Annotated in this window: 17 protein-coding genes and 1 tRNA gene; 11 read left to right on the forward strand and 7 right to left on the reverse strand. The window is 61.5% G+C overall.

What is annotated here, in order from left to right:
- Nucleotides 1–87 precede the first annotated feature (87 nt).
- The 5 genes from B0E55_RS07015 to B0E55_RS07040 all read left to right on the forward strand — a co-directional run bounded on the left by B0E55_RS07015 (nucleotide 88) and on the right by B0E55_RS07040 (nucleotide 5,096).
- Complete coding sequence (locus B0E55_RS07015) at nucleotides 88–291, forward strand: cold-shock protein (protein ID WP_080909431.1); 204 nt, start codon at nucleotides 88–90, stop codon at nucleotides 289–291.
- A 709-nt stretch (nucleotides 292–1,000) separates the two neighbouring features.
- On the forward strand, nucleotides 1,001–1,726 hold the full coding sequence (locus B0E55_RS07020) for a DUF4352 domain-containing protein (protein ID WP_080909359.1): 726 nt from the start codon (nucleotides 1,001–1,003) through the stop codon (nucleotides 1,724–1,726).
- 440 nt (nucleotides 1,727–2,166) lie between these two features.
- Nucleotides 2,167–3,930, forward strand: coding sequence for a DUF4357 domain-containing protein (locus B0E55_RS07025; RefSeq protein ID WP_133053404.1), 1,764 nt, complete (start codon nucleotides 2,167–2,169; stop codon nucleotides 3,928–3,930).
- Nucleotides 3,931–3,987: 57 nt separating this feature from the next.
- A complete protein-coding gene (locus B0E55_RS07035; RefSeq protein ID WP_198538399.1) occupies nucleotides 3,988–4,587 on the forward strand; it encodes a hypothetical protein in 600 nt (199 codons plus the stop codon).
- A 164-nt stretch (nucleotides 4,588–4,751) separates the two neighbouring features.
- Complete coding sequence (locus B0E55_RS07040; RefSeq protein ID WP_080909362.1) at nucleotides 4,752–5,096, forward strand: hypothetical protein; 345 nt, start codon at nucleotides 4,752–4,754, stop codon at nucleotides 5,094–5,096.
- A 241-nt stretch (nucleotides 5,097–5,337) separates the two neighbouring features.
- Here B0E55_RS07040 and brxL read toward each other — a convergent pair whose 3' ends face one another.
- Genes brxL through B0E55_RS07070 form a run of 6 tightly spaced genes read right to left on the reverse strand, consistent with a single transcriptional unit; the run spans nucleotide 5,338 to nucleotide 18,354 of the window.
- Complete coding sequence (gene brxL / locus B0E55_RS07045; protein ID WP_080909432.1) at nucleotides 5,338–7,485, reverse strand: BREX system Lon protease-like protein BrxL; 2,148 nt, start codon at nucleotides 7,483–7,485, stop codon at nucleotides 5,338–5,340.
- Complete coding sequence (pglZ, locus tag B0E55_RS07050; protein ID WP_080909363.1) at nucleotides 7,485–9,989, reverse strand: BREX-1 system phosphatase PglZ type A; 2,505 nt, start codon at nucleotides 9,987–9,989, stop codon at nucleotides 7,485–7,487. The genes brxL and pglZ overlap by 1 nt, the downstream gene beginning before the upstream one ends.
- 49 nt (nucleotides 9,990–10,038) lie before the next feature.
- Nucleotides 10,039–13,539: a BREX-1 system adenine-specific DNA-methyltransferase PglX gene (gene pglX, locus B0E55_RS07055; RefSeq protein ID WP_080909364.1), complete on the reverse strand. Its 3,501-nt coding sequence runs from the start codon at nucleotides 13,537–13,539 to the stop codon at nucleotides 10,039–10,041.
- Between the two features lie 38 nt (nucleotides 13,540–13,577).
- A complete protein-coding gene (gene brxC, locus B0E55_RS07060) occupies nucleotides 13,578–17,099 on the reverse strand; it encodes a BREX system P-loop protein BrxC (RefSeq protein WP_080909365.1) in 3,522 nt (1,173 codons plus the stop codon).
- 2 nt (nucleotides 17,100–17,101) lie between these two features.
- A complete protein-coding gene (locus B0E55_RS07065) occupies nucleotides 17,102–17,725 on the reverse strand; it encodes a DUF1788 domain-containing protein (protein ID WP_080909366.1) in 624 nt (207 codons plus the stop codon).
- A complete protein-coding gene (locus tag B0E55_RS07070) occupies nucleotides 17,722–18,354 on the reverse strand; it encodes a DUF1819 family protein (RefSeq protein ID WP_080909367.1) in 633 nt (210 codons plus the stop codon). Before B0E55_RS07070 ends, B0E55_RS07065 begins: the two co-directional genes overlap by 4 nt.
- Nucleotides 18,355–18,988: 634 nt before the next feature.
- On the opposite strand from B0E55_RS07070, the gene B0E55_RS07075 reads away from it, so the two are divergent.
- A complete protein-coding gene (locus tag B0E55_RS07075) occupies nucleotides 18,989–19,330 on the forward strand; it encodes a hypothetical protein (protein ID WP_080909433.1) in 342 nt (113 codons plus the stop codon).
- A 52-nt stretch (nucleotides 19,331–19,382) separates the two neighbouring features.
- On the opposite strand, the gene B0E55_RS07080 is transcribed toward B0E55_RS07075, so the two are convergent.
- Nucleotides 19,383–19,468 (reverse strand) — tRNA-Leu (locus B0E55_RS07080).
- Nucleotides 19,469–19,722: 254 nt separating this feature from the next.
- Here B0E55_RS07080 and B0E55_RS07085 point away from each other — a divergent pair.
- The 5 genes from B0E55_RS07085 to B0E55_RS07105 all read left to right on the forward strand — a co-directional run bounded on the left by B0E55_RS07085 (nucleotide 19,723) and on the right by B0E55_RS07105 (nucleotide 26,127).
- Nucleotides 19,723–21,141, forward strand: a complete 1,419-nt coding sequence (locus tag B0E55_RS07085) for a DUF3662 and FHA domain-containing protein (RefSeq protein WP_021332622.1) — start codon at nucleotides 19,723–19,725, stop codon at nucleotides 21,139–21,141.
- Nucleotides 21,142–21,327: 186 nt separating this feature from the next.
- Nucleotides 21,328–21,792, forward strand: a complete 465-nt coding sequence (locus tag B0E55_RS07090; protein WP_003943418.1) for an FHA domain-containing protein FhaB/FipA — start codon at nucleotides 21,328–21,330, stop codon at nucleotides 21,790–21,792.
- The gene (locus tag B0E55_RS07095; RefSeq protein WP_003943416.1) at nucleotides 21,789–23,213 is read left to right on the forward strand and encodes a PP2C family protein-serine/threonine phosphatase; all 1,425 of its coding nucleotides are present in this window, start codon (nucleotides 21,789–21,791) and stop codon (nucleotides 23,211–23,213) included. The genes B0E55_RS07090 and B0E55_RS07095 overlap by 4 nt, the downstream gene beginning before the upstream one ends.
- Nucleotides 23,213–24,664, forward strand: a complete 1,452-nt coding sequence (locus tag B0E55_RS07100) for an FtsW/RodA/SpoVE family cell cycle protein (protein WP_003943414.1) — start codon at nucleotides 23,213–23,215, stop codon at nucleotides 24,662–24,664. The genes B0E55_RS07095 and B0E55_RS07100 overlap by 1 nt, the downstream gene beginning before the upstream one ends.
- The gene (locus B0E55_RS07105) at nucleotides 24,661–26,127 is read left to right on the forward strand and encodes a peptidoglycan D,D-transpeptidase FtsI family protein (RefSeq protein WP_007735774.1); all 1,467 of its coding nucleotides are present in this window, start codon (nucleotides 24,661–24,663) and stop codon (nucleotides 26,125–26,127) included. The genes B0E55_RS07100 and B0E55_RS07105 overlap by 4 nt, the downstream gene beginning before the upstream one ends.

Raw genomic sequence — 26,127 nt, forward strand, 5'->3', positions numbered from 1 at the left:
AGGCTGTCGTGGCCGGGCATGCAAGGATGGGAAACGAGATCGGGACTTCGATGTGAAACCCGGATCAAGTGTGTAGGGAGTATCGGTATGGCACAGGGCATCGTGAAGTGGTTCAACGGCGAAAAGGGCTTTGGTTTCATCGCTCCCGACGACGGAGCACCGGACGTGTTCGTTCATTACTCTGAAATCTCGGGCAACGGCTACAAGTCGCTCGACGAGAACCAGCGTGTGGAGTTCGAGGTTGGCCAGGGCCAGAAGGGTCCTCAGGCCACCGATGTGCGCGCTGTCTAATCAGTGACACAAGAAGAGGGCCGCACCGCAAGGGTGCGGCCCTCTTCTGCATAGCGGAGGCCCTGTCGGTACGGCCAAGCTAACCGACTGTCCGTCGTCGAAAACCTCACGATACACAGCGACCTGACATAGTTTTCCGACACGAATTTATCGACGGATCCGAACCGCACAAACTCTATTTTCAACTTCGGTGGCAGATTCAGGTTCCTTTGCACTCAGCGATCCCCGTCGTCGACAAGCGCAATCGCTGGGACAATCGGGTACGACCGGCACTGATTGAGATCGCTGTTTCCACAGTGAATTTCATCTGGATCCACCGTCGACAGTCACGTGGGGCGGGAATCGACGTGCCGGACCGTGGCAGGTTACGACCGGAAGTCCGGGCGGCGCGGCGCAGCGCCTACCCGGGATAACGACTGTCGCGCGTTGCCCGGCGGTATGCCCACGCATATTCGGATTCGATGTTCGGGTGTGCTTGGCCCAGGTCCTGGCGCCGAGTAGCGGTTCAACCGACGGAGGGGCCAGAGAGGTGATGTCGTGTCAGTGACCAGCGCAACCGAAAGTTCCAATCGGTGTCACCATTCTTTTCGAGAAACGTAATTTTGGGACCAAAAGAGGTATTTGTCGCATCGCGATGGTAGAACTAATCGAATTTTAAACCGCAAGGGAGCTGCGAGCGAACTCTGCGAACAAATAAGAAGAAGGACACATGAATCCCGACCCGAACAACCCAGCTAACAGCAGCGACCCACAAAAAGCGCCGCAGCAGCCGTACGGACAACAACCCCCTCAGTACGGGATGCCGCAGCAGCCATACGGACAACAACCCCCGCACTACGGGATGCCGCAGCAGCCATACGGACAGCCGCCGCAACCGCCAAAGAAGAAGCGATGGGGTTTGTGGATCATCCTGGCGATCGTTGCATTGTTGTTCGCAGGTTGCGTGGCCGCAGTCGCTGGTGGGGGTGACGAGCCAGCGACAGTAGTGGACAACAACGGATCAAGTTCTGCGGATTCCGACAGCGCAGCCAGCCTGGATTTCCCAGGAAAGACGAGCAAGGACACCGGCGCCGACGCGGGAGCTACCGTCGATAAAAAGGGCGTTCAAATCACTGCTGCACCTCTGGAGTCGGCAGAGCGTTCATACGGTGGTCCTCTTCTATGCACGAACGTCACCGTCGTCAACGGCACTGACAAGCAGCAACGTTTCAATGGTTACTTGGATTGGAAATTGCAGGATCCTAACGGTGTCTCAAAAGACGCGACGTTCGTCTCCGACCGCTCCACGCTGGAATCGGGTGAGTTGGCTCCCGGAGGTCGGGTCGCGGGCGACGTTTGTTTCGACGATCCGGCAGCCTCCGGACAGTACGTAGTGCTTATGGAAACACTGCTCTCCTTCGACAGCTCACGCATCGGGTGGATCAACCAGATCTGAACGCCCCGATACAACCCTGGGGCAGGCGAGCGTTCATTGACGCTCACCTGCCCCAGCCCGATAAGTATGCAAGCCACGCCGTGGCCCTGGCCGGACAAGGTCTCTCGCGTACACATGGTCGGGAACCCACCACAGCAACCGCAGCGAATACGAGCTCCGGCGACGCACCATCGCCAGCCCACTCGCCGACGTTCGAGGACCCGAGGGTCGCAGCCGCATTGGTCCCGACGAATTACCAGGTGCGGTCCGGGCACCGCAGCTCAGGCAGTACAGTCCATCCACTCGCGGTGAGCCACTGCTGCACCGGACGTGGCAGGGTGCCATTCCGTGCGGTCTGCGCGAAATCGCCCGGCGGACGGAAACGATCCGACGGTGCCATCACCGACATCGCCAGGATGCTTTCCACCGGAAACCATCACACCAGCAGAAAGCGGACATCGATGAACGAGACGCCCTCCTCGAGCAGTTCACCGTCAGAGTCCACTCGATCAGGCACTGCTGCAATGGACCTGTTCGCCAGCACCGACTCCGGCAGCGAACTCGCCGTGTCCGTCGAACCAGAAGGCATCCTCGTTGCCGGGGACCCGGAGGTCGTAGCCGGATACCTCGCTCGCCTGACCGACATCGCCGGCGAAGCACTCACCGTGTCCGGAGTCAGCAAAACCTCGATGGCCAATGTCGCCGCCGCTGCCGTCGGAGCGAAATCTGTTGCCGCCCAGGCCGGTCAGTTCGTGCGGTTGTCCCCGAACAGCGTCCAGGCGTTGAACACGTACAAAGCGTTGCCCGGTGACAACGGCTTCTTCCGAATGACCGTCGTCGACCAAGCAGGGAAGTTCCGTCACCAACTGCAATGGCAGAAAGTGTCCCTCGGCCCCACCCAAGCATTGTCCTTCCAACTCATCGCAGTGCAGGTCGCACTCTCGGCGGCCATCGCATCGGTGAACGAATCGATCGCCCGCGTCGAGGGCAAGGTCGAACAAGTCCTCGTCCTCGCCCAAGCTTCCCGTGTCGGTGACGTGGTCGGGCACTTCGCAACCCTGGATCGGCTCGTCACCACACTCGACGAACACGGAGCACTCCCGACCACGGACTGGGAATCTGTAGCCGGTCTCCGCCCCACCCTGAGTATGACGATCGAACGACTCCGAGAACACGTCAAACGCACCTTGGCCGGGTTCGATGCCACTCGCCCGGTCCAGGACCGCGCCGACTACCTCCGCCGCGCAATCGAAGAGAACCGGCTCGGCGAAACCCTGCACCTGTTAGTGGTCAGTGAGCAATCGCTTTATCTGTGGCAACGACTCCGGATCGCCCGCGTGCAGGCCACCGAACCGCAACATCTGCAGATGGTGCTCGACGACGCACGCACACTATTGGCAGAGCATTTCGAACGCGACGGCGAACTGCTGCTGCACGCGCGGTCGGAACTCTCGAACTTCGCAAAAATGCACCGACTCGACGGGTTCCGGTGGGGCGCCGCCCACAACCTCAAACACGACATCGTCACCCTCAAAGACGACCTCGACAACTTCGCGCAGGCACGCGGCAGTCAGGTCATGGGCTGGACCGAACACGAGAGTCCCAGCGTCGTCGACGCCCTGGCGGAAGTCGGAAGTCGGGCAGCGTCCGCAGGCAGCGCTGTCGCCGGCGCGGCTGGCAAAGCGATCGGTGCCGGCGTCTCAGGAGTCGGATCCGGACTCGGTCGATTGGGCCGCGGGATCGGAAACCTCGTGGGTTCGGGAAACCAACAAGCAGACAAAGCCGAGATACCGACACCCACAACGGAACATCATGTCGAGGGTGCAGTCACCGCAACCACACAACCTGACGAGCCGAATCCGAACTCGTGCGACGGCGACGATTCGACATCCGAATCCTCAATGCTCACAAACCAACCCGATCGAATCATGCCGTCTTCCGCCCCGATCGCTTACGACGATGACATCTTGCAGCTCATGCTCTTCGGCCATCTACAGGTCGGCGACCAGCTGACGTATCACGACGGCGGCCGCGGGCTCACCTACGTCGCAACGATCACGCGGGACGGGGCCCTCGAAGTCGACGGGAAACGCTACGGGCCACCCTCGGCGCCGTTGACGGACATCATGGGCCGGCAACGGCACGGTTGGAGGGACTGGCAACTGGCCGATGGGCGGCAACTTCGACAGCTGCGGCGCCAGGCGTACGCAGAAATGCGCCGCTGACACCCGTCCTAGCTCTGCCACCACACGCCGACCCGTCCACAGAATGAAGCGATCGCAATGAAAATGAAAAAGGCCTGGCTAGCAGCGCCGATCCTCCTTCTCGCGCTCAGTGCGTGCAGCGACCAGGGCTCGTCTACCGAACCTGCCTCGTATGAGAGAGCAACTGCGACCGCCACGGCGCCGAGCTCGTCAGGGACGCTCACACCGGTTTCCAGTGCCACGATTGTGGAACCCACGACGGAAACCATCGTCGAACCGCCCACCGCTGAGGCAACATTCATCGACACGCCAACGCCGGTGGTGACCAAGCACATCGACTACTGCACGTCGCCCGGTCCGAACACCGCGTTCACGGACGGAACATACGGTTGGACGGACGAATGCGCCGGCCCCGCAGCCATGAACCGGGTCAGCGAAATCACCGCCAACGGAGGATCCTGCGACGGAACTACGTGCACCAACTCACTCGGAATGACCTTCCCCGACCCTCGGGCCGAAGCCGGAATGACCGATGCACCGCCAACAGCTGGCGCTCCTCGGACCACGACAAGCACGCCGACAGTAACGAATCCGCCGAACCATCCCCAGGTCCTGTGGTCGAATTGCCTACAGCAAGGCAACACCCCGGAACAATGCCGCGAAATACTCGACAACTGATGTCACGCCCAGCGAAAGCCCGACCAGTCCTGAGCACTTTGGAGCTGCACTTCCGGGGCGGTCTCGACACTCTCGCCCAACTTTGATCCACTCATTCACTGAGTAGGTCCTGTGGTTTGACTGTACGTTTTTCCGCATCAGCACTCGAGTACCGTCCGACACTGATGGACACGATATTCGACGTACGTTCTGCACACGGGTTCTCGACGGCACGAAGAGAAACCCGCTGCGGAGACCAGAACTCGGATCTCACTGCATCCTCGGCCACCCCCATGATTTCACTCCTGCGCACCACCTTGCTCGGTCACGCCCAGCACGGCAGCGACATCGCCGAACCCACCCTGCTCGGACTGCTCGCCATCGCCGGCGTCCTCGAAGAACGCCTCACCAGACTCGAAGCAACACTCCAGCCCGCAACCCCCCGCAACCACCCCATGCCGCATCCGCCATCGTCGCCATCCTCTGGTGGGCATCCAGATATATTCCAAGCCTGTCGAAAAGCTGAATAAGATAGGTTATTCGACATAGATTGTCGACACGAGTTCTCGACATCTCGACTTGGGAACGAGCTGGCGATACGTAATCTTCGGGAAAGTGTCGAATTCCGATCGATTTTCAACGCAGCGAGGGCACCCGTCGTGATCATCGTTAGCCGCGGAGACCTTCGACTCCGTCATCCGATGACGATGCGCCTCTCGACCATTCAGTCACGGGCGACGTCGGCAGGTTCACGTCCGTCGACGTCCCCCGTCAATTCGCTTCCCGGATATACGTCACGCCGAATGCCCTGGCCTGACGGAACTCCTGCCGCGTACTGCCGAAGTCGAACCAGCCGCCTTCTTGCTTCTGAAAGATGTCGAGGCCCCGGCCGAGGTTGATGCGCCATCCGTTGTTCGTGCGGATCCAGCGATCATGACCGCCAGGGTCCTTAGACACGTCAAGCTTGATGCCCTGTTGGGCAGCCCCCTGAATGATCTGGCCGATCATCTGCAACTGTCTCTTCTGATACTCAGGGTCGGTCTCGAGCAGGGTGTAGAGCTTGAATGTCACCTCGTCGGCGGGGTCTTTGGCCGAGGCGATCAAGGCCAGTAACTCGACGAGATTCCGACCCTGGTGGTTCATCCGGATGTACGGGTCGTGCAACTCGATCTCGGACGCGCCGCGCAAGTACGGCATAAGGAGTGTTTCGTAGGAGACGCCGCGTTGATTTTCGATGAAATCTCGGTGTCCTTGATACAACTCCTCCTTTATCGGGACGGAGACGACCGCATTCTCCGAGCCGGCCGCACCCACCACAGGTTGGGCCGGACCGACAAGGTCCTCGATCTCCTCGACAGCGTCTGGTCGATCGCGGTAGTAATGCCGGGGGTACTCGTCTTCCTCCAGTGCCGTGACAGCGGTCCACTCACCCGCGAGCGATTGGTACCCGAACTTCACCGTTGCCATAGTGGCGTCCATGCGCAGGATCTGGTCCTTGACGCGCTTGCGGCCCTCGATCGCGAAGCGCAAGATCTCTTCGATCTCCTGGGCGGTGGCCTGCTCGTGCGGGTAGAGCAGCTTCATCAGACCGGAGAAGGTCTTGTGGATGCCGTCTCGGTCGCGAGTGGAGATGTCGGAGCCGAGTGTGTAGTACTGCTGGTAACGATCGGAGTAGTCGAGATTTCGCATCGACTTGAGGACTTCGGCGATGTAGTCGACGACGAAACCGTAACCGCTGGAGAACATCTCGCCGCGGATCGTGTCAATTTCCCAACCAGGGATGTAGAAATGCAGGCGGTCGAGGTAGGCCGAGTCGTGGTAGCTCTCGGGGAGCTCGTCGAAGAGGTCGGAGTGTTTGAGCATGTACGGAACGGTGTGCGAGGTGTTGCCGACGAACACCATGGAGGCCTCCGCGCCGAGCGTCTCGACACCGCGGGAGAAGGACTTGTTCGCCATGTAGTTCTTCATGATGTCGACCAGCGCCTTGTCGGTGCGCTTCTTCTTGCCCGCGAACTCGTCGAACGCGACGACGTCCCAGTAGCCGACGAGGCCGATCTTCCCGTTGGCGTTGTTCACGAACAGTTTCGGCACGGTGATCTCACCGCCGGAAATCAACATGCCGTGGGGCGAGAACTCAGAGTAGATGTGCGATTTGCCGGTGCCCTTCGGGCCCAATTCGACGAGATTGTAGTTACGTTCCACAAACGGGATCAGCCGGATCAACTGAAGTAGTTTCGCGCGACGTCCGAACATCTCGGGGTTGAAGCCGATTGACTGGATCAGGAGGTCTACCCATTCATCGGTAGTGAACTCGGCCCGGGCCTTGAGATACCCGGCGTAGTCGAAACTCGACATCTGGATCGGCTGCAATCGACCCAGAATCCAGGGCACCGCACGGGTGTCGTCACTGTGCAAGTACTCGATGTCGCACAGGCACCACACGCCGCCCACCAGCAGTTTCTGGTTCGCGGTCACCGTGCTCGAATCCACGAGAACCCCGCTGATGCCGACGTTCGCGAACGTCGCCTGATAGACGTCGTCCTTCTCGTTCAACGTCACGCTGACCCGGTCGATGATCCGGAAGCGACCCTTCTCGCGAATCTTCGACTTCACCAGCTCCGACTCGTTGCGGTGCACGTAGTGCTCGGCAAGGATCCGGCGCACCTTCTCGATGCCCTCCTGGATCGTCGCCTCGTCGTCGGACGCGGCGAACTGCCCGAGCAGGTACTCCAGCACGTACGACGGCACGATCGCGTTGCCTTTGACCGTCTTGACGAGGTCCTTGCGCACGACAGCACCCGGGAAATGCGCGTTGATCTTGCGGTCCAACGCTGTCAGCTCGGCCACAGCACTAGCAGGATCCTCCGCGGGAGTCTGCTCGCGGAGGGCCACCTCTGTCAGGTCGATGTGGTCACTCATCAGAAATCCCATCCATCGTCACTGGCGAAGGCACGTTTGACCGTGTACGGCGCGCTCTTGTACTTCTTCCACTGCGCGGTACCCTCGATCGGCTGTAAGAGCCGGAATTCGACGCTGTGGTTGTTAGCCTCGTCCGCGTTCCTACTGAGAAGCAGTGTCACGCTTTGGAATCGATCGCGTCCCGCATCACTGCTCGAGTCGAAAGTCATCTCCTGCTCGTTGGAAATGAGTGTGTCTCCGAAGTAGAGACCGGCACGCAGCCGCCGCGCGGGTTTGTGCGGCTCAACCTTGGCCGATTGGTACAGCTTGACGACGATCTGCCCCGTGGTGATCCGATCCGACTCGGGGTGGATGTCGACGTTCACAGGCTCGACGGTGTCGCTGCGCCTCTTGTTGATCTGGATCACCGGCACCACGATCTCCTGCAGGGAGGCGCCGCCGTGCACGAACTGGTATCCGGCTCCGGGCTGCACGATCCGCTGGATCGAGTTCGGGATCTGCACTTCCAGGTCGCTCGACAGTCCCACCTGGTCGGGCTGAAAAGTTGTGAACGCTGTGTCCTTCTTCAAACCTCGCCCCAGCACGTAGCGACGCGTTGATTTTACGATCTGCTCACCTTGCGGTTTCACCGTGAGGTTGAACTGCTCCGCCAGTTTGGAACGCTGATAGAGGAACCCGTGATCGGCGGTGACGATGATGTTCGTCGCGTTCGCGCTCGCGAGCTTTTTGACGATGTCGATCAGTTCGCGGACCGCGTCCGCTGCCGCCGTGAAGGTTCGGTGCTCGGAGACGGCTTTGTCCCCGGTCGCATCGATCGTGTCGTGGTAGACGTACAGCACCTGATTCGACGAGTACAGGTCACGACGATCGGCCGGCTTCATCTCGATGAAATCTCTCGCCTGGATCGCCGTCCCACCGACTGCGCTGAGGATTTTGTTGCGGTTAGCGGTGCCGTCGGACTTCTGCCCGTCGACCAGCACCGGGTCGCCGTCTGAGGAATGCGCGAGTGTGGTGTGTGGGAGCAGTGCTGCCATCCCGAGTTGGGTATACGAGGGCAGGACGCCGAGCATGGCTTCGATGGTGGCGGAGAACTTGTTCTCACCGCGGATCCTGGTACTCAGCTCGTCGGCGACCTCGTAGCGGAGTGCGTCGGAGACTATCACGACGGCCTTCTTGCGACCTTTGAGGATCGGGGCGACGTAGTGGTCGTAGAACGAGGTTTGCGAGGTCGTATCAAAGGTGCGCCACTGCGTGACCGTATCGACTTGCTGCTGCCATGCCACTCCGAGCGGAGCCAGAAAATTGGTGACATACGCATTTTCGACCAGGCCTGCCAGTGCCTCGATCGGCTGCTTGAACTCAGCGGTGAGGTACGCCTGGGTGAACTGGCGATAGCGCTGGTCGATGCGGAACCACTCATCGCGGTACCGTGTCAGTCCCTCGTCGAAGCTGCTGAAGTCGAACACGGCGGTCCGGATCGCCGGAATCAGTTCGGCTGCAGCGCTCAGCCCTTCATACAGGGTCGCGTAGTCGTCGAACCAGAAACTGTCGCGACGTCTGGCGCTGATCGCATCTGCGATGTCGCGATACGGCATCGTCTGCGCACTGATCCCCTCCACCAGACGCCGGATCACCTCACGCTCGCCGGCGTCGAAGATGTCCGTGTCCTTCAGTGTCTCCCAACCGATCTCACTCATATGATCGGTGTAGTCGAGGTTACCCTCGACGGTTCGGGCCAGTGATTTCATCGCTGCACTGCTGCGCTTGGAGTCACGGAAACCGCGGAAGTCGAGCGACAGGTTTCGTGCCTTGTTCGACTCGGCGACTGCGAACCCGTCGACCGCGCGCTGAAACATCCACAGCACAAACCCAGCCATCGTCGGCGTCTGCGAGGTGAACCCGTAGATGCCGAAAGCTCCAGCCCAGTAGAAGTCCGCGAGGCCATGGGAGGCAAGCGCATCGAATCCGGTGGTTTCGCCGTCGGCGTGCTGAATCAGCATCGTGCGGGTGAGTTCGGAGAAGCTATGTTCCTTCTGGTTCAGAAGGACGGCGCACATCTGCGCCTGCACCACCGTCAGGTCGCCGCCGTTCAACGGCAGCGATCTGAGCCCCGCTACCAGCTTCACGTCATTGAAGAACGACTGATACCTGGCAATCAACTCGTCGGAGCCAGGCGCTGTGAGCCCGAGGTCGACCCTCATCAACGCGTCACGGTCTGCAGTGAACACCGGTCCGTAGGCGAGTTCAATGTCGAGCAACCAGTTCCCGACACCTTCGGGCACGCTGCCGGATCGGTAGATCAAGAACTTCGCCGTCGGTTCTTCCCGCAGCACCCGATGTTTGACTGCGAATTCGTCATCGGCTAGGTGCAGCACCGTCACGTCGCTCGGTACGAGCTCGTCGATCCCGGCGGCGTAGCCGCCGTCGGGATCGTGCCATACGACGATGCGCTTGGAGTCGAACCGATTGGCAAGGTGGTCCTCGATCGTGAGGGTCTTACTCATTCATCGTCCTAGTCATCACGAGCCGGTCCGAGCGCGCACGTGCGACTCCTTACCCATCGCTGGCCTCAAGGCCAACGATCTTCTTCACAGCCGGGTAGAACTTCGGGTAGTTCACCTTGACGCCGTCATCGAGGTCGATCTCGACCTGCTGGGTGGCGAGCGGATAGAGCACGTCGTGCTCGTAGTCACGCAACTCGGCGAGTACCTTGCGCAGCCGGTCAGCTTCCTTCTGGTCCTTCGCCGATGTGCCGCCCGCGGCTGCCGTCTCTGCACGTTCGAATGCCTTCTGCAGCTTGTTTTCGTACTCTCGCAGGTACTCGTTGAGCACGGTCGAGACTGTCGACGGCGTGTAGCGGTGCAAGTAGATCAGCGCGTTGAACGACCCCTTGGGGCTGGAGAACATCCAGTAGATAGGGCGCTTCTTGTAGCGCTTGATGTGATCATCGTAGAACTTCGACTTACCCGACTTCGTAATGAAGTAGTCGCGCAGCATCTTTACCCCCAGCGACTCCTCCACGAACCGTAGGTTCTCCTCGAAGTGTTCTGTGCCGAACGCAGCCTTCAGGAACTGTCGGAAGCGTTCGACGATATCGTCTTCGAACCAGCCGTCGTCGACAAACGGGATCACATTGTCCGCGTCTGGAATGAACGTCACGTCGATGATCGAACCATTCGAAACCTTCGCGAGGTAGTCTTGGAGCGTCGCGCCCTGATCGGCGAGAATCAGACCTGACTCATCGAGGCTGTAGCGGCCAAATATGCAGCCGACCGCGTACGAGATCAGATCTCCCACGGCGCTGCGCGCAAAGCCGGGTTCGTCGACTCCAGCTGCATCTAGTGTGATCTCGTAGTTGAGGACACTCGAATCTGGGAGGTCGGCAAGGCCATAGGCCTTAAGAGCACACTGGTTGAGCGCCATCTCTAGCTTGCGCATTCGAGACACAGCTGTCTGGCATGCCTGGACGTGCAGATCCAGATAGTCTTCAATTCTGCCTTGTGCGTCTAGCGACACCAGCGGAGATTGTTTGAATCCCCACGCGGTTTCACGGAGATCCCAGTCTCGCCACGCGAGCGACACACACTCCTCTGCCCATGAGGCAAACTCGGCAGGGAGAGCCGTCGAGAAGGGAATGCTCATTACGTGACCAAGGTTAAAGTCCAACGTTGGCGCGAGCATTCGCATGAAATGAACTGCGACTGCGCTGTTGAGCAGTCCCTGAAGCTGACGAAGTTCGGTCGGCTTGACCGGGAATCCCATAGGGCCCTTCGTGTCAAACATGAATCCAGTTGGCACATCTCGTACAGCAAAACCATTGCTTGAGATTCCCGACCAGGTGAAACCCTCGCGGAAAGCAAACTCTCCGTTGAAGTTGTGCGCCCGCATCCGCCCTGTTTCAAGATCGACGTTGGACTTCACTTCTGTTCCATCATTATACCAATTTACGACAAACTCGTAGTTTCCGGCCCACCGCCGGTACTCGCCACCCTTCACATACGGGAACCAGCGACAGCGTGATAACGCATCCTGACGAGCCTCAAATTCGATTCCGCCGAGCGAGACTTCATGCCATCGACGAAGGAAAGAGTCGTTATCGCCTGTGATCAAACCCACTCGAGTCTCGACGTGATCCCCGACTGCCTCGAAAGTCTCGAACAACTCAAAGTCGCGGTTGGTGGCCCAATATACGAATGCCTTTCCTGGAACTCGCGTAAGGTGCGCCAACTCAAGCACGTAGTGGTCGGTCGTATCCCCCGCCGCGATCTCTCGAAGCTTCTGCGCCTTGACTGCCTCCGATCGGCCCGCAACGAGCCGCATGAACGAAGCACGTGAAGCGCGTGAGGAAACCTGTCGCGCGATGACGAAGGCCGTCGTACCGACCACTTCTCCGCCAATACTGTCGAAGGCTCGCGTACCAAAATGTGCCATAGAGACCAGGTGTTGTTCCTCGAGGATCTCGGCTCGCAATCCTTCGAAGTAGCGGAGAGACATCCAGCTCTGCATCGTGACCATGGCCACAAGTCCATGTGGAACTACCAGGAGGAGGGAGCGTTCAATGAACATCGAATACAAGTCAGTCTTGGTTACTGGGTATGTTTTCCTAGCCCAAGATGCCAGGCTACCCGCCAGATTCCCAAGGCCGCCGTACGGCGGATTCGCCGTGACCACCGAGTACTTGCGACTCAGCACGTCTGCCTGTGTAACAGCCTTACGCGCACGGACCAGCGTGTCGTAGTACAGCGTCCCTTCCAGGTCATTCAGCCCGGCCAAGACCGCTCCGGCTTCCTTCGTCGCATCTGCGTCCGACTGGATCAGCGAGCCCAACGTGTCGGCATCACGGAACTGATTCCAGAACGCTTCTTCAGCATCGCTGTCCCCATTCTTCGTGACAAATAGGTCCAGCTCATCTGGTGCGAATGAGATCGGCTCGATTACACAGATCTTCGGTTGCGCTCCCGAACGCATGAAGTAGCGGCGATCCTTCGCTCGCGCCTTCATTGTGAGTGCGAATGCCGCGAGCGCCCCGGCGCGGGGATCAATCTCGGTTCCGTGGATGTTGTGGGTCAGGATCAGGCTCGGGATCTCTAACGGTGCATAGCCCTCCTCCTCATAGATCGAATACAGCAGATCGAAGGCGTAGGTGAGCATGTGGCCCGAGCCGCAGGCTGGGTCGATCACCGTCAACTCCTCCGGCCCCGAAACCTTCAGAAAGTCAGTCTCCTTGTCCACGGGAGCGATGTAGTAGTCCATCTGGTCGACCAATCGCGAGGCTGGCCGATTGAGCATCCAAAGTCGACCGAGCGAATTCTCGAGGAGGTAGCGGACAATCCAGTGCGGGGTGAAAAGCTGTGTGGCAGCAGGAATCTCGTCGGCGCCGGCCTTCTTATTCTTCTTGAACCCGGCGAAGACTTCGACTTTCCGCTCGGAAATGTAGAACTGGTAGAGCCAGCCGATCACCTCGACGTCGTCACAGACATCCTCGGTGAGCACCTCTCGAGCGCGGGACAGCAAGGCTCCATCAGCGAGCAGGCCTGCGGGCACGAGCAACTCGGTGTATGCACCTTCGGCCTCGAACATGAACGGCATCGTCTTGTGCCAATGCCGGCAATACTCGGTGAGCAACAGTGCATAGGCCTCGCCCTCGGCGTCGGTGCTGCGGCGGGTACCGTCCAGCAGACCCATGATCGCCTCGTGAGCGCCCACATTGGTAACGACCTCGGTGTCGACGTCGCCGCGTTTCGCGTCAGCCATGATCTCTGGCTGGCCGTGGGCATGGCCCGATGCCGGCGAGACGACCCCGGCGGCAGTGTAGCCGCGGGCGTCCATGAACCGCAGCGCGATGAGACGGTTGAACCAGGTGTAGGCGACCCTGTCGATCACGTGCGCACGACCGTGGTCAGCGATCACCGACTCGAGAAGGCGCACCGTCTCGCTGCGCTCGCTACGCGCGACGGACCCGGCGGCGAGCACCGTCGAAACCCGCGCCTCGACGGCGACGATCAGTTCGCGCCTGGCGGCCTTCGCGAAACTCTCCAACGGCTTGGTATCCATGCTGTCCTTAAACTCGTGTCCTCAAGGGCTTTTGGGCACTACAGGGTGATGCGCTTGTTGTTGTTGATCGTCGCAAGCAAGGTCGCGCGAAGTTGATCCAGATAGGCGTCGACCTCAGCCTCGGTTTCGAGCACCTCACCAGCCCCCGGCAGCGAGAGTTTCCTGATCGAAATGCTCTGCTTCGCCGGAGGTGTCGGGGGCCTGGGAGCCTTCGGTTCGTCGTCGCCCGAAACTTCCGGTTCCGGAGTCAGCGCAGCTTTCGCGGCTTCGAGCTCGTCGAGGATCGCGGGATAGGTCGTGTCGTCGAACTGTGCAGCAAGGTGACGGATCGTAGGGATCTGCATCTCCTGCTGGACGCGCGCCAGCATCTGCTCGGTCTTGCGGGTCACCGACTGCCGAGCCACCTCCGTCGCGGCCGCATACGCCGCACTGATCGGAACCTGCTTCCAGTAGTCGTCGATCTTGGCTGTCGCTGCGGCCCGTTCAGCAGCAACCACGCTATCGAGTTGTTCCCTGACAGCCGTGACCACACTGCCAAGCTTCTTGGTCTTATTGCCGCGAAAGATCTGGGTGTCTTCGAGGGCAGTCTCGATTCCGTCGGCGACTCCGGCGGGTAGGTAGGCGATGTTGGTGCTATGTGTCAGCATGAACGAACGAGCATCGTCGTAGATGCTGCGCTGATTTCCGTTGAGGAACGACTTAATCGGATCGATCACGTTGTCCTTGGCATCGAGCAGGTCGTCGGCACCGGCGAAATATTCGACGAACCAAGCCGGCGGATTGCTACTCAGCTCCGCGAGCAGCCCGATCGGTTCGTCGAGCTGGTCGATGAACGGGTAGGTGGCGGCGCCTGAGCGCAGTGCCTTCAGCTCGGCGAGTTTGGCTTCGAGGTGCTCCTTGCCGACGCGGCCGAGTTCGGCGGCATCTTTCGTAATTCCGCCGTCGTCGGTGAAGTCGATGACGAACTTGCGGAACAGGTTCACGATCTTCTGGTCGTAGACGCGTTGCGGGGCGACGATCAGTTTTGGGTAGCGCTGGGTGTTACGCAACGCCCCGGCGATCTCCGTCCGGGCGATTGTCTTGCCGTCGACCTGGATCTCGATCTTGGTCTGCCCTGCGAGATAGGCCACCATGGCCGCGATGGACCACTGGTCCCAGCCGTACGGCTTGGTGGTGTAACGCTCGATGAGTTGCTTCATCGTGACCATCTCGTGCCGCTTTCCGCGCATCTCCAGATGCCCGAGCAGGTCGCCTGCTGGAACATCGAGGATGCTGCGGGTCTCCTCAAACATGCCCTCGGCCGGGTTCACCAGTCCGCTTAGGCTCTGCTCGCTGAAGGTCTTACCGCCGAGCATGCTGAGGTTGGTGTAGGTGGCGGCGATGACCTTACCGAAGCCGTCGTTGATGCGAGTCTGCGCATCCGTAGCGGTCACGTCGAGGACCCCGGCGTTGTGGATCAGGGTCGATGCCCCGACCGCTGCCCGCAGACGTTCGACGATTTCCTTCTCCCGCTCGGCATTCTGGGTGCCCTTCTCGCTGAGGATCCTGGTCTCGATCGCGGTGCGGCTAGACCCCTGCGCGCGCTTGACGTACTTCTCGGTCTTCAGGAGCAGGCGCAGGTCGGCGAGGATTCGGTTCGCTTCCGCCGGGAGTGCGACTCGGAGCTCGTCGAGCCCCGCGCTTTGCATCTTGATCTGCTCCAGACTGAAATCTGTCTCGGGGCTGATGAAATGCAGCGACAGCTCGTACTGCTTGCCGTAGGGCACGCCGTCGAGCTTGTAGCCGAACGGAAAGTTCTGGCCGTTCTTGGCAGTGGCCTTCGTGGTCTTGATGACCGACTCGGCGAGCAGCTTGTTGAGCTTCGCGGAGGCCTCGGAGCTGTCGATGTCGACGTCCTTGATTTCCTGCTCAATCTTCTGCTCTTCATTGGTCAGGTAGTCGTACAGGTCGCCATTGCGCTGAATGTAGGTCTGCGCCTCCAGTGTGTTCAGCGCCTCGATGACATCTTTGCCGAGCTGGGTCAGATCGGTACCGAAGCGGTCGTAGACCAGCACAGTGAGGTTGCGGGGCGTGGCCTTGAAGCTGTCGACGTACTTCACCAGGAACAGCGCTTTGAGCAACCGCACCGCAAGCTGGCTGAGCTTGCCGCCGTCGCAGGCGTTTTCGGCGCCCAAGATCGCGCGCTGATTCGCGGCCTTCAACGATGCCCGGATGCCCTCGAACATCTGGTCGAAGGATGCGAGGGTGCCGAGCGGCTGGTCAGCAAGGCCGGTGGCGACTTCCTGAACGACGCCGAGCATGGAACGCTCACCGACCGAGCTGTTGCGGCCCTCGAAGATGTTGTGGTCGCTGATCGACTCGATCGCGGCCTGGAAAAGCGGGAACTGGTAGCCCACAAACGGGTAGGTGCCGACGAAGTGCCGCTCGTCGCGGTAGTTCGGATAGTGGCGGCCCTCGACGAAGTCGAACAGGGTCTTGAAGTTCGCATGCTCCGCGTCGTAGATCGCCTCGATCTCAGTGCTCGCACCATCGGCCTTGGCCAGGAGACGCTTACGGATGACCTCCTCGACGTCCTGGCTGGTGAGTTTGAGCCGGTTCTTGAAGCGCGCCTGGATCTTGGAGAAGTCGTTGGCCTGCTGTTTGGTGCGGTCGCCGCCGACCTTCTCCATGTCCTCCTGGGAGGTCACGAAGATCCACGCCCGCCCCTGGCATTTGGTAGCGAGCGATTCGGCGATGGTCTGGAGGTTGAGCATGAGTTGGGTGTGGGTGCCGATGAACTGGCCGACCTCGTCGACGAAGAAATTCAACCGGTAGCCGTCAGGCTGTTGGTCAAGCCATGCGGCAACCTCACCGGCAAAATCTTCGATCGAAACCGAGTAGTTCGCACTGTATTGGCGGATGATGCCGAGGCTCTCGGAGCCATTAACCTCGGCAAAGGCCTTGTCAATGTTGCCTGCTTCAAGGGCCGTTTGCTCGCGTCCCTGTGACCAGGGGATTCCCGCAATCTGTTCGAAGGCTTCCTGGAAGGCCACGTACTGGTCACGGAAGTCGAGGTCGCGTTCAAAGCGGGCGATGTGTCCTTGGTTGCCGTAGTAGCCGCGGGACTCGTCAAAGATCTTCACGAACACCTTCAGCAGGGCGTCGTTCTGGTCCTTCGAGATCAGGGTGGCCTTCTGGTCGATGTTGAACAGCAGGCTCTTTGCTTCGATTCGTTCGGCCTTGTCGATCAACGCCGGCAGGAACGCGTCGTCGGCCTTTGTCCGGAACTGGGTGCAGACCTCGGTGCGCGGGTAGTCGTGGCCGTCGATGTCGCCGAGCAGGTGGGCCAGCATCTTCAACAGGTGCGACTTACCGGAGCCGAAGAAACCGGAAATCCACACGCCGTTGGCGTTGGTGTAGTTCGTGTACGCCTCCAGCACCTGCTCGACGCCCTTGGCGGCCTCGTTGGTGAGGACATACTCCTCCACCTCAGTGGCGAGTTGGGAGGTGTCGTCAGCCTTAATGACGCCCTCAATCGAGCGGTCGATCGGCTTGGCGAAGATCTCATTGATCACGGTCATGCTTATGTCTCCTGCTCGAGGATGTCCTTGGCCCGGTAATAGCTGTCGCTCGCGTCAAGGTTCAATGCGCGGAGCTGGTGCCCGGTCGACCGGGTGAACTCGTACGTGCCCGGGAACCACGCCAACATCGGGCGACCCACGACCACGCTCTGCAAGTTCTCCAGCACCGTGTGTGTACGGATAATCGGAAACACCTCACCGATCCCGGTGAGGAAGACCACGGTTGCGTTCGGTTCAGTTCCCGGCTCAGTGTCGAGCCGAGCTCGGATCGCCGGGGCGAGGTGATCGTGCGGGTCGAGCATGCCCTGAAGCATGTCTCGGAAGTCGGCCTTGTCCATCGTCGACTCCGCTTGGAGAACTCTGTCCCAGACGCCTCGTTCGTTGAGGAGTTCGACGGCAAGGTCGTACAGGTTGATCTCGATCACACTGATTCCGTCATCGCTCTGGAGCTTCGTGGTGACCCGGTCGCGCATGCCGTCGACGTCGAGGGTCCAGGCAGGTGGAAAGTGGTAGATGAAGAAGGGAACTTCCTTGGAGAGGCCCTCCATCTTCAGGAACCGGCCGCTACGCAACACGTCATATACGTGCTTCTCTTCGTGAGTGAGGTTCCGCTGGGTTGTTCTCATCGCTGCACCTGGTTGCCTGAGGATGTGAATGGTGTGACCGTCGGGAAGAATCGGAGGTCGCTGGTTGTGCGACGGTCCAGGACCTCGATGACGCGCCCGGAGATCACGGCGGGGATGATGTGGCCGGCGTCGGTGTACAGACCTGCCTCGCGGAGCATCCGGAACAACGTCTGCCGAAGCTTCTGTCTCGTCGACGGCTTCAGACCGTCGAGCTCGGGGTGCCACAGGCTCTTACCGGTGATGAACCGGTTGAAGTCCTCGGCGTCGAGCGTCGGCGTCATCAGGAGGAATCGCTCGCGCAGCACCTCTTCGGCGAAGTCGCCGATCAGCGCGTAGCGGCGGCAAGCCGCAGCCCACATCAGATGGTGCTGCTCCGACGGACTGCCTTCGACAAGCAGTTCGATCTCGTCATCGCCGAGCGCAGCGAGCCGCTGAACGGTCTCGCGGGAGACCCTGCCAAGCGATGAGGTAGTGCGAGCCTGCAACAAGTTGCCGTCGACAACTCGGACACGGGCCGCCTGCCAGTCGCGAGACTCAAGGTATATCGCTGCGACGGACACACCCTCGCGGGCGAGGAGGCCACCACTGGTGAACGACAATGCATAGCGCGATTGCGCTTCGTCAGTCACGTGGTGCAAGGCCTCCCTTCCTGTCTTCAGAACAGCACCAAGACTATCGGTAGCCTGCGACAATCCTGGGCAGGCTGAGATCTCCCTCTGCGTGTCCAGCCGTCGACTTCGCTGGCGCGATGCTCCCTGGGCCTGCCTCGGACGAGGCCACGTCACGTGCAATCGGCGACCTGCGGTAGGCCCCCGTAGATCACAGCCGCGATGAAGCCGTTATGGACTTTCGCATGCTAGCCGATGGTGGTGCGGTCGGCGGCGTTCTTGCTGGTCTCGGGGTCTTTCTTCCGACCCCACTCCATCTTCGACGCCCAGACGTCTCACGGTCTTCTGCCGAGGAACCCGACTTAGTTGTACGCCAAGGGGATACGGATCGACGCTCTCGTAGTCCCCTTTAGCCGTCGCACATGGTAGGCGAACCGCGATCAAAGCGGTGACTACAAAACACATCATTGTGAAGTCCTGCAACGGTGATCAGGCTGCAACCCCCATCCCGATAGCTCCAGAACGACGAAGGACTTCGTGCCGAACCACCCCGCCACGAGGTGAATGTCCGTTATCTTCCTCGATAGTGGTTGCAATCTCCTGGCTGCTTGGCATCCCGTGCACGGATGCTGTCACCACGAAAGGGAGCACATCTGTGAATGGACCCGCAACGCCTACTCGTTTGTCCCGAACCACCGCAGCCCTCGGCGTCGGCGCGCTCGCTGCCGCGATCACCTTCGGCAGTGCAGTCGGTACCGCATCAGCCGACACTCCGGTCGTCGACTTCGGCAGTATCTCGTTCTCGGTGACCAACGGTCCCGACAACACCATCTACGACATCAACGCCATCATCAATCTCCCACCCGGCACACTGCCGCCAGGGATGATGAACCCTCAGATCACTGCGCCCGCCGCGGCCACTCAACCCGTCAACGACTCGTTTGCAGGCACCGCACTGGACTTCGTTCTGAGCTTCATTCAGGCTGCGGCCAGATAGCCGACAACAAAAACGAGGCTACGAACTCGCTAGAGTTTGTAGCCTCGTCTTGTGGTGGGCGAAGGGGGACTTGAACCCCCACGTCCCGAAGGACACTGGCACCTGAAGCCAGCGCGTCTGCCATTCCGCCACTCGCCCGAGCAACGCCGAAACATTATCACGACAAACTTTGAAAGTTCTATTCGTGCAGTTCAGGGCACGAATCGATGAACACCGAGCACCCGAAAGCCCAGAACCGATACCATGCTGAAACAGCGGCCAGGTACTGCCGAAGCGACATTTGACAGTACCGTGGAACCTGTACAGCAGTTTGGACGACACGCGACAAGGCGGTGCCGGCGCTACTTGCCGAGCATTTTGCCGTCGTAGATGCGAGGCGAGAGGAGGGCCCGATGGGCATCGTGCAGCGTTTCGAACGAAAGCTCCAAGGAGCTGTCGGCGACGCATTCGCGCGGGTCTTCGGTGGTGGTGTTGTGCCGCAGGAAGTAGAGGCGGCGCTCCAGCAGGAGGCACGTGACCGCGTCGAGCACCTCGGCGGCGGAATCCTTCTCGCCCCCAACAACTACGTGATCACAATCAACAACTCCGATCACGAAGAGTTGGCAGCTGATCGCGAACTGACGACAAAAGCTTTCAGCCGACACCTGCAGGATTTCATCCGCGATCAGGGTTGGCAGACGTATGGCGACATCTCGGTCACTTTCGAGCCTTCGCCTACGCTCCACACCGGTCAGTTCCGCACCCGCGGAACCGTCGACCCGGATGGTGACGCCGAGCAGGCATCGCCGCCGTCGCATGTTCCGCAGGTTTCGTCGCGGCCTCCACAACGGCCGCCTCAGCGACCCGCACCGATTGTTCCCCCTGTTTCCAATCCAGTCCCGTCACAACCAGGAGCCGGCCCCATGACGCAGAACTCAGGCTACGAACCAAGCCGCGAACCGGCGGGTCGCCAGCCCGAACCGCAGCAGCCGGCACGGAACGGGTACTCCCACGACGACGGCGGTTACGCCGCTCCGCAGGGCCAGGAAGCGCCGTACCAGAACGGTTACGACCGCGGCGACGGTTACCGCACGGGCGACGACCAGCAGGGCTACAACCAGCAGCAGGGTGGCTACGACCAGCAGGCGTACCCGAACCAGCAGCAGCCGTACGAGCAGGCCGGCTACGACCAGCAGAGCTATGACCAGCAGGGCGGCGGCTACGACCAGCAGGGTTACCAGCAGCAGCCGTACGACCAGCAGGGCTACGGCCAGCAGGCGTACCAGGGTGGGTACGACCAGCAGGGCTACCAGCAGGGCGGCTACGACCAGCAGGGTTACCAGCAGCCCTACAACGGACAGTCCTACGATCAGCCGGGCTACGACCAGCAGAGCTACCAGCAGGGCGGCTACGACCAGCAGGCGTACACACAGCAGCCGTACGAGCAGGCCGGCTACGAGCAGGGCGGCAACTTCGAGCAGACGCAGGCCTACCCGCAGCAGGGCTATGCCCAGCCGCAGGGCGGTTACGCACCGACGGCCCAGAGCCTGACGGCAACTCTCCAGCTCGAGGACGGCAGCGGACGGCATTTCCAGCTTCGCGACGGCAGCAATGTCATCGGCCGTGGCCAGGAAGCTCAGTTCCGCCTCCCGGACACCGGCGTCTCACGTCGCCACATCGACATCCGTTGGGACGGCCGCACCGCGATGCTGTCCGATTTGGGATCCACGAACGGCACCACCGTCAACGGCGCACCGGTCCAGGACTGGCAGCTGGCGGACGGCGATATCATTCGCGCAGGTCACTCGGAGATTCTGGTTCGCATTCTCTGAGCTGAGAAACGGACGCCAGGATTTTTCCGATAACAATCGAACATTCGGCGGTCCGTCGGCGCGCCGCCGTCACGCGGCTGTCAGTATCGTGATCTTCGGGGCCCAGAGCCCCCTATGATGCTGCCAGTCGACAATGCTCGAACCCCGCTGCGGCGGGGCTCGAGCCATAGAAGGAGGTGGACAGCCGTGCAGGGCCTGATTCTGCAACTCACACGGGCGGGCTTCCTGCTCCTACTGTGGCTGTTCGTCTGGGCAGTCCTCCGCACTCTCCGCTCCGACATCTATGCCGGCTCCGGGGTCAGGGTTCCGCCGCGGTACACCCGCGCCGGAAAGGTCCTGCCCTCGCTGGGCAAGGCGAAGGTGCCTCGGTACCTAGTGGTCACGCAGGGCGCCCTCGCCGGTACCCGCATCACCCTGGGTTCTCAGCCGGTCATGATCGGCCGCGCCGACGATTCGACGCTCGTTCTCACCGACGATTACGCGTCGACGCGCCATGCGCGGCTCTCGCAGCGTGGCGCTGACTGGTACGTCGAGGATCTCGGTTCGACCAATGGCACCTATCTGGACCGCGCCAAGGTCACCACTGCGGTGCGCGTCCCGCTGGGCACTCCGGTTCGCGTCGGCAAGACGGTAATCGAGCTACGCCCGTGACCCTTGTTCTCCGCTACGCGGCGCGCAGCGACCGCGGTCTCGTGCGCTCCAACAACGAAGATTCCGTGTACGCCGGTGCACGCCTGCTGGCTTTGGCCGACGGTATGGGCGGACACGCGGCCGGTGAGGTCGCGTCGCAGTTGATGATTGCCGCTCTGGCGCATCTCGACGACGACGAGCCCGGCGAGGATCTGCTCGGCAAGCTCGAGGCAGCCACCCGTGAGGGCAACGATTCCATCGCCGATCACGTCGAGGAAGAACCCGAACTCGACGGCATGGGCACCACGCTCACCGCGATCCTCTTCTCCGGCAGCAAGCTCGGTCTCGTGCACATCGGCGACTCGCGCGCCTACCTTCTGCGCGACGACCACCTGACGCAGATCACCCGCGACGACACGTTCGTGCAGTCGTTGGTCGACGAGGGCAGGATCACCGCCGAACAGGCACACACGCACCCGCAGCGATCCCTGATCATGCGGGCGTTGACCGGCAACGAGATCGAGCCGACGCTCACCGTGCGCGAAGCCCGCGCCGGCGATCGCTACCTGCTCTGCTCCGACGGCCTCTCCGATGTGGTCAGCGACGAGACCATCGAGAACACGATGCGCGAAGGCTCGCAGGAGCAGTGCGCCGACCGTCTCATCGAATTGGCGCTGCGCAGCGGCGGTCCCGACAACGTCACCGTCGTCGTCGCCGATGTCATCGACCTCGACTACGGCCAGTCACATCCCATCGTCGCGGGCGCCGCGTCGACGGAAGAGGAAGAGGACGCCCCTCCCCCCAACACCGCTGCCGGCCGCGCCGCTGCCATGCGTCCGCCGCGCGCGACGCCCAAGCGAGTTGTCTCCCAGCCCGAACCGGAACCGAAGAAGAAGCGGAACCGGTTGTGGTGGGTGGTCCTCGCCGTGGTGCTGATCGCGCTGGTCGGCGTCGGCGCAGTGATCGGCCGCGCCGTCATCCGCAACAACTACTACGTCGGCGAAGACAACGGCCGCGTGACGGTGTTGCGCGGAATCCCCGGTTCGGTGCTCGGCTACTCGCTGCAAGACGCGGATCTGGTGGGTTGCGTCGGCGACGACGACGTCCTGACCCTCGTCTCCCCCGACGCGATTCCCAGCAACTGCAACATCCTCGAGGTCACCGATCTGCAGCCGTCTGCGCAGGAGCAGGTGCGCGCCGGGCTGCCGTCCGGCAAGCGTGAAGATGCGCAGAGCCAGATGATCCGTCTCATCGGCGGCGATCTGCTGCCTCGTTGTGAGCCGGTGCCGACGACGACGGCCGCGCCCACTCCCCCGCCTGCACCGGAGACCACTCCGGCTCCTGCGCCGCCCGCTGAGCCGGCCACGCCGACGACGGCAGCACCCACGACTACGCCTACGCCGACCGACATTCCCGGTCAGACTTGCAGGACGGTCAACTGATGTCGTCCAACGCAGCTGCGGGGACGGCTTTTCCGAGTCCGCCCGGAGGTTTTGCCCCGGCGCCGGTCCAGTCGACCCGCCGAAACGTGGAGCTGCTGCTCCTGGGCTTTGCCGTCATCATCACGACGGTCTCGCTTCTGCTCGTCGAGGCGAGCCAGGAACAGAAGATCACGCTGGACCTCGCCAAGTACGCACTCGCGTACACGGGCTTGTTCCTGATCGCGCACTTGGCAATTCGACGGTATGCGCCGTACGCCGATCCGCTGTTGCTGCCGATCGTCGCCCTGCTCAACGGCCTCGGGTTGGTGCTCATCCACCGACTCGACCTCGCCGACGAACAGACAGCGCTCTACAACGGCGTCGAGGCACCGTCACCGGATGCGAACCAGCAGGTCATGTGGACTGCATTGGCGATCACCGGTTTCGTGCTGCTGCTCGTGTTCTTGAAGGACTACCGCCTGATGGCGCGATTCAGCTACACGCTCGGCCTCGCGGGCCTGGTGTTCCTGGCGATTCCCGCGATTTTGCCGGCGAAGTTCTCGAGCGTGAACGGCGCGAAGATCTGGATTCGCCTGCCCGGATTCAGCATTCAGCCAGGCGAGTTCGCGAAGATCCTGCTCATCATCTTCTTCGCCTCCGTGCTCGTCGCCAAGCGCGACCTGTTCACCTCGGCCGGTAAACACTTCCTGGGCATGGACTTTCCGCGTGCCCGCGACCTCGGCCCGATCCTGCTCGCCTGGATCGTCTCGGTGGGCGTGCTCGTCTTCGAAACGGACCTCGGTACGTCGTTGCTGCTCTTCAGCACCGTGCTGGTGATGCTCTACATCGCGACCGAACGTGTGGGCTGGCTGGTGATCGGCGGCGGACTGCTCGCCATCGGATTCTTCTTCGCCTACAAGATGTTCGGCCACGTACGCGTGCGCGTCGACACCTGGCTGGACCCGCTCGGCGACTACGCCAACACCGGTTATCAGATCTCGCAATCGCTGTTCGGCCTGGCCACCGGTGGTATCGCCGGAACAGGTCTTGGCAGTGGCCGACCCAACCAGGTGCCGTTCGCGAAGACGGACTTCATCATCGCGACCATCGGCGAAGAACTCGGTTTGATCGGCCTGGCCGCTGTGCTGATGCTGTTCCTGCTTCTCATCGTGCGCGGCCTGCGTACGGCGTTGGCAGTGCGCGACAGCTTCGGCAAACTGCTCGCCGCCGGTCTGTCGTTCACCATCGCGATCCAGATCTTCGTTGTCGTCGGCGGCGTCACCAAGCTGATCCCGCTAACGGGTCTGACAACACCGTTCATGTCGTACGGCGGCTCGTCGCTGCTCGCGAACTACCTACTGCTGGCCATCCTCGTCCGGATCTCGGACGCGGCTCGGGCGCCGGTAGTGACGAAGAAGAAAGGTCCGCCCCCAATCGCTGACGCCAATACCGAGATGATGCCGCGCGTATGAACACTCCACTGCGCCGCGTCGCGATGGCCGTCATGGTGATGGTCGTCGCGCTCCTCGCCAACGCCACGTACGTACAGGTCATCAAGGCTGACGACCTGCGAGCCGACCCGCGCAACTCGCGGGTGCTGCTCGACGAGTACTCACGCCAGCGAGGTCAGATCTCGGCTTCCGGTCAGGTGCTTGCCGCCTCCCGCGCCACCGACGACCGGTACAAGTACCTGCGCGAGTATCCGAATCCGTACCCGTACGCACCGGTCACGGGCTTCTACTCGATGCAGTACGGCAGCGCCGGCCTCGAGCGCACCGAGGATCCGATTCTCAACGGCTCGGACAACCGGTTGTTCAGTCAGCGCTTCTTCGACCTGGTGTCCGGACGCGATCCGCGCGGCGGCAACGTCGTCACGACGCTCAATCCGGCCATGCAGCAGGTGGCGTACGACCAGCTGACCAGCAAGGGTTACACCGGTTCCGTCGTCGCCATCGAGCCGAGCACCGGACGCATCCTGACGATGGTCAGCACGCCGAGCTACGACCCGAACCTGCTTGCCAGCCACGACGGCGCCGAAACCACGAAGGCGTGGGACGAGCTCAATGCCGATCCCAACGATCCGCTGGTCAACCGCGCGATCTCGCAGACCTACCCACCCGGCTCGACGTTCAAGGTGCTCACCACGGCCGCAGCTCTTGGCAACGGTGCGACGCCGGACGACCAGCTGACCGCGGCTCCGCAGATCACGCTGCCCGGCACCAGCACGACCCTCGAGAACTACAACGGCAGCACCTGCGGCCCCAACCCGACGGCGTCGTTGCGCGACGCGTTTGCGCGCTCGTGCAACACGGCTTTCGTCGAACTGGGCATCAAGGACGGCGCGGACGCCATCAAGGACGAGGCCAGCGCTTTCGGCATCGGGCCCAACACTCCGGCGATCCCGCTGCCGGTTGCGGACAGCACCGTCGGCGACATCTCCGACGACGCGGCTCTCGGCCAGACCAGTATCGGCCAGCGCGACGTCGCGGTGACCCCGCTCGAGAATGCAGTGATCGCCGCGACCGTCGCCAACGGCGGTGTGCGGATGCAGCCCAACCTGATCTCCCAGTTGCAGGCACCGGATCTGACCGATCTCAGTACGCCGTCACCGGTGTCGATGGGTCAGGCCATCTCGCCGGCAGTGGCCGCAACGCTGACTGATCTGATGATCGGCTCGGAGAACTTCACAGGCGGCGACGGCAAGATCCCCGGGGTTCAGATCGCGTCCAAGACCGGTACCGCCGAGCACGGCGTGAACCCGCGGGAAACTCCGCCGCACGCCTGGTACATCGCTTTTGCACCGGCGCAGAATCCGACGGTCGCCGTGGCCGTCATCGTCGAGAACGGTGGTGACCGCGGACTTGCCGCTACCGGTGGCTCGGTTGCTGCGCCGATCGGTCGTGCAGTCATCGCAGCCGGAATCCAAGGGGGCTGA

The organism is Rhodococcus sp. 66b (assembly GCF_002076325.1).
GTDB lineage: Bacteria > Actinomycetota > Actinomycetes > Mycobacteriales > Mycobacteriaceae > Rhodococcus_F > Rhodococcus_F erythropolis.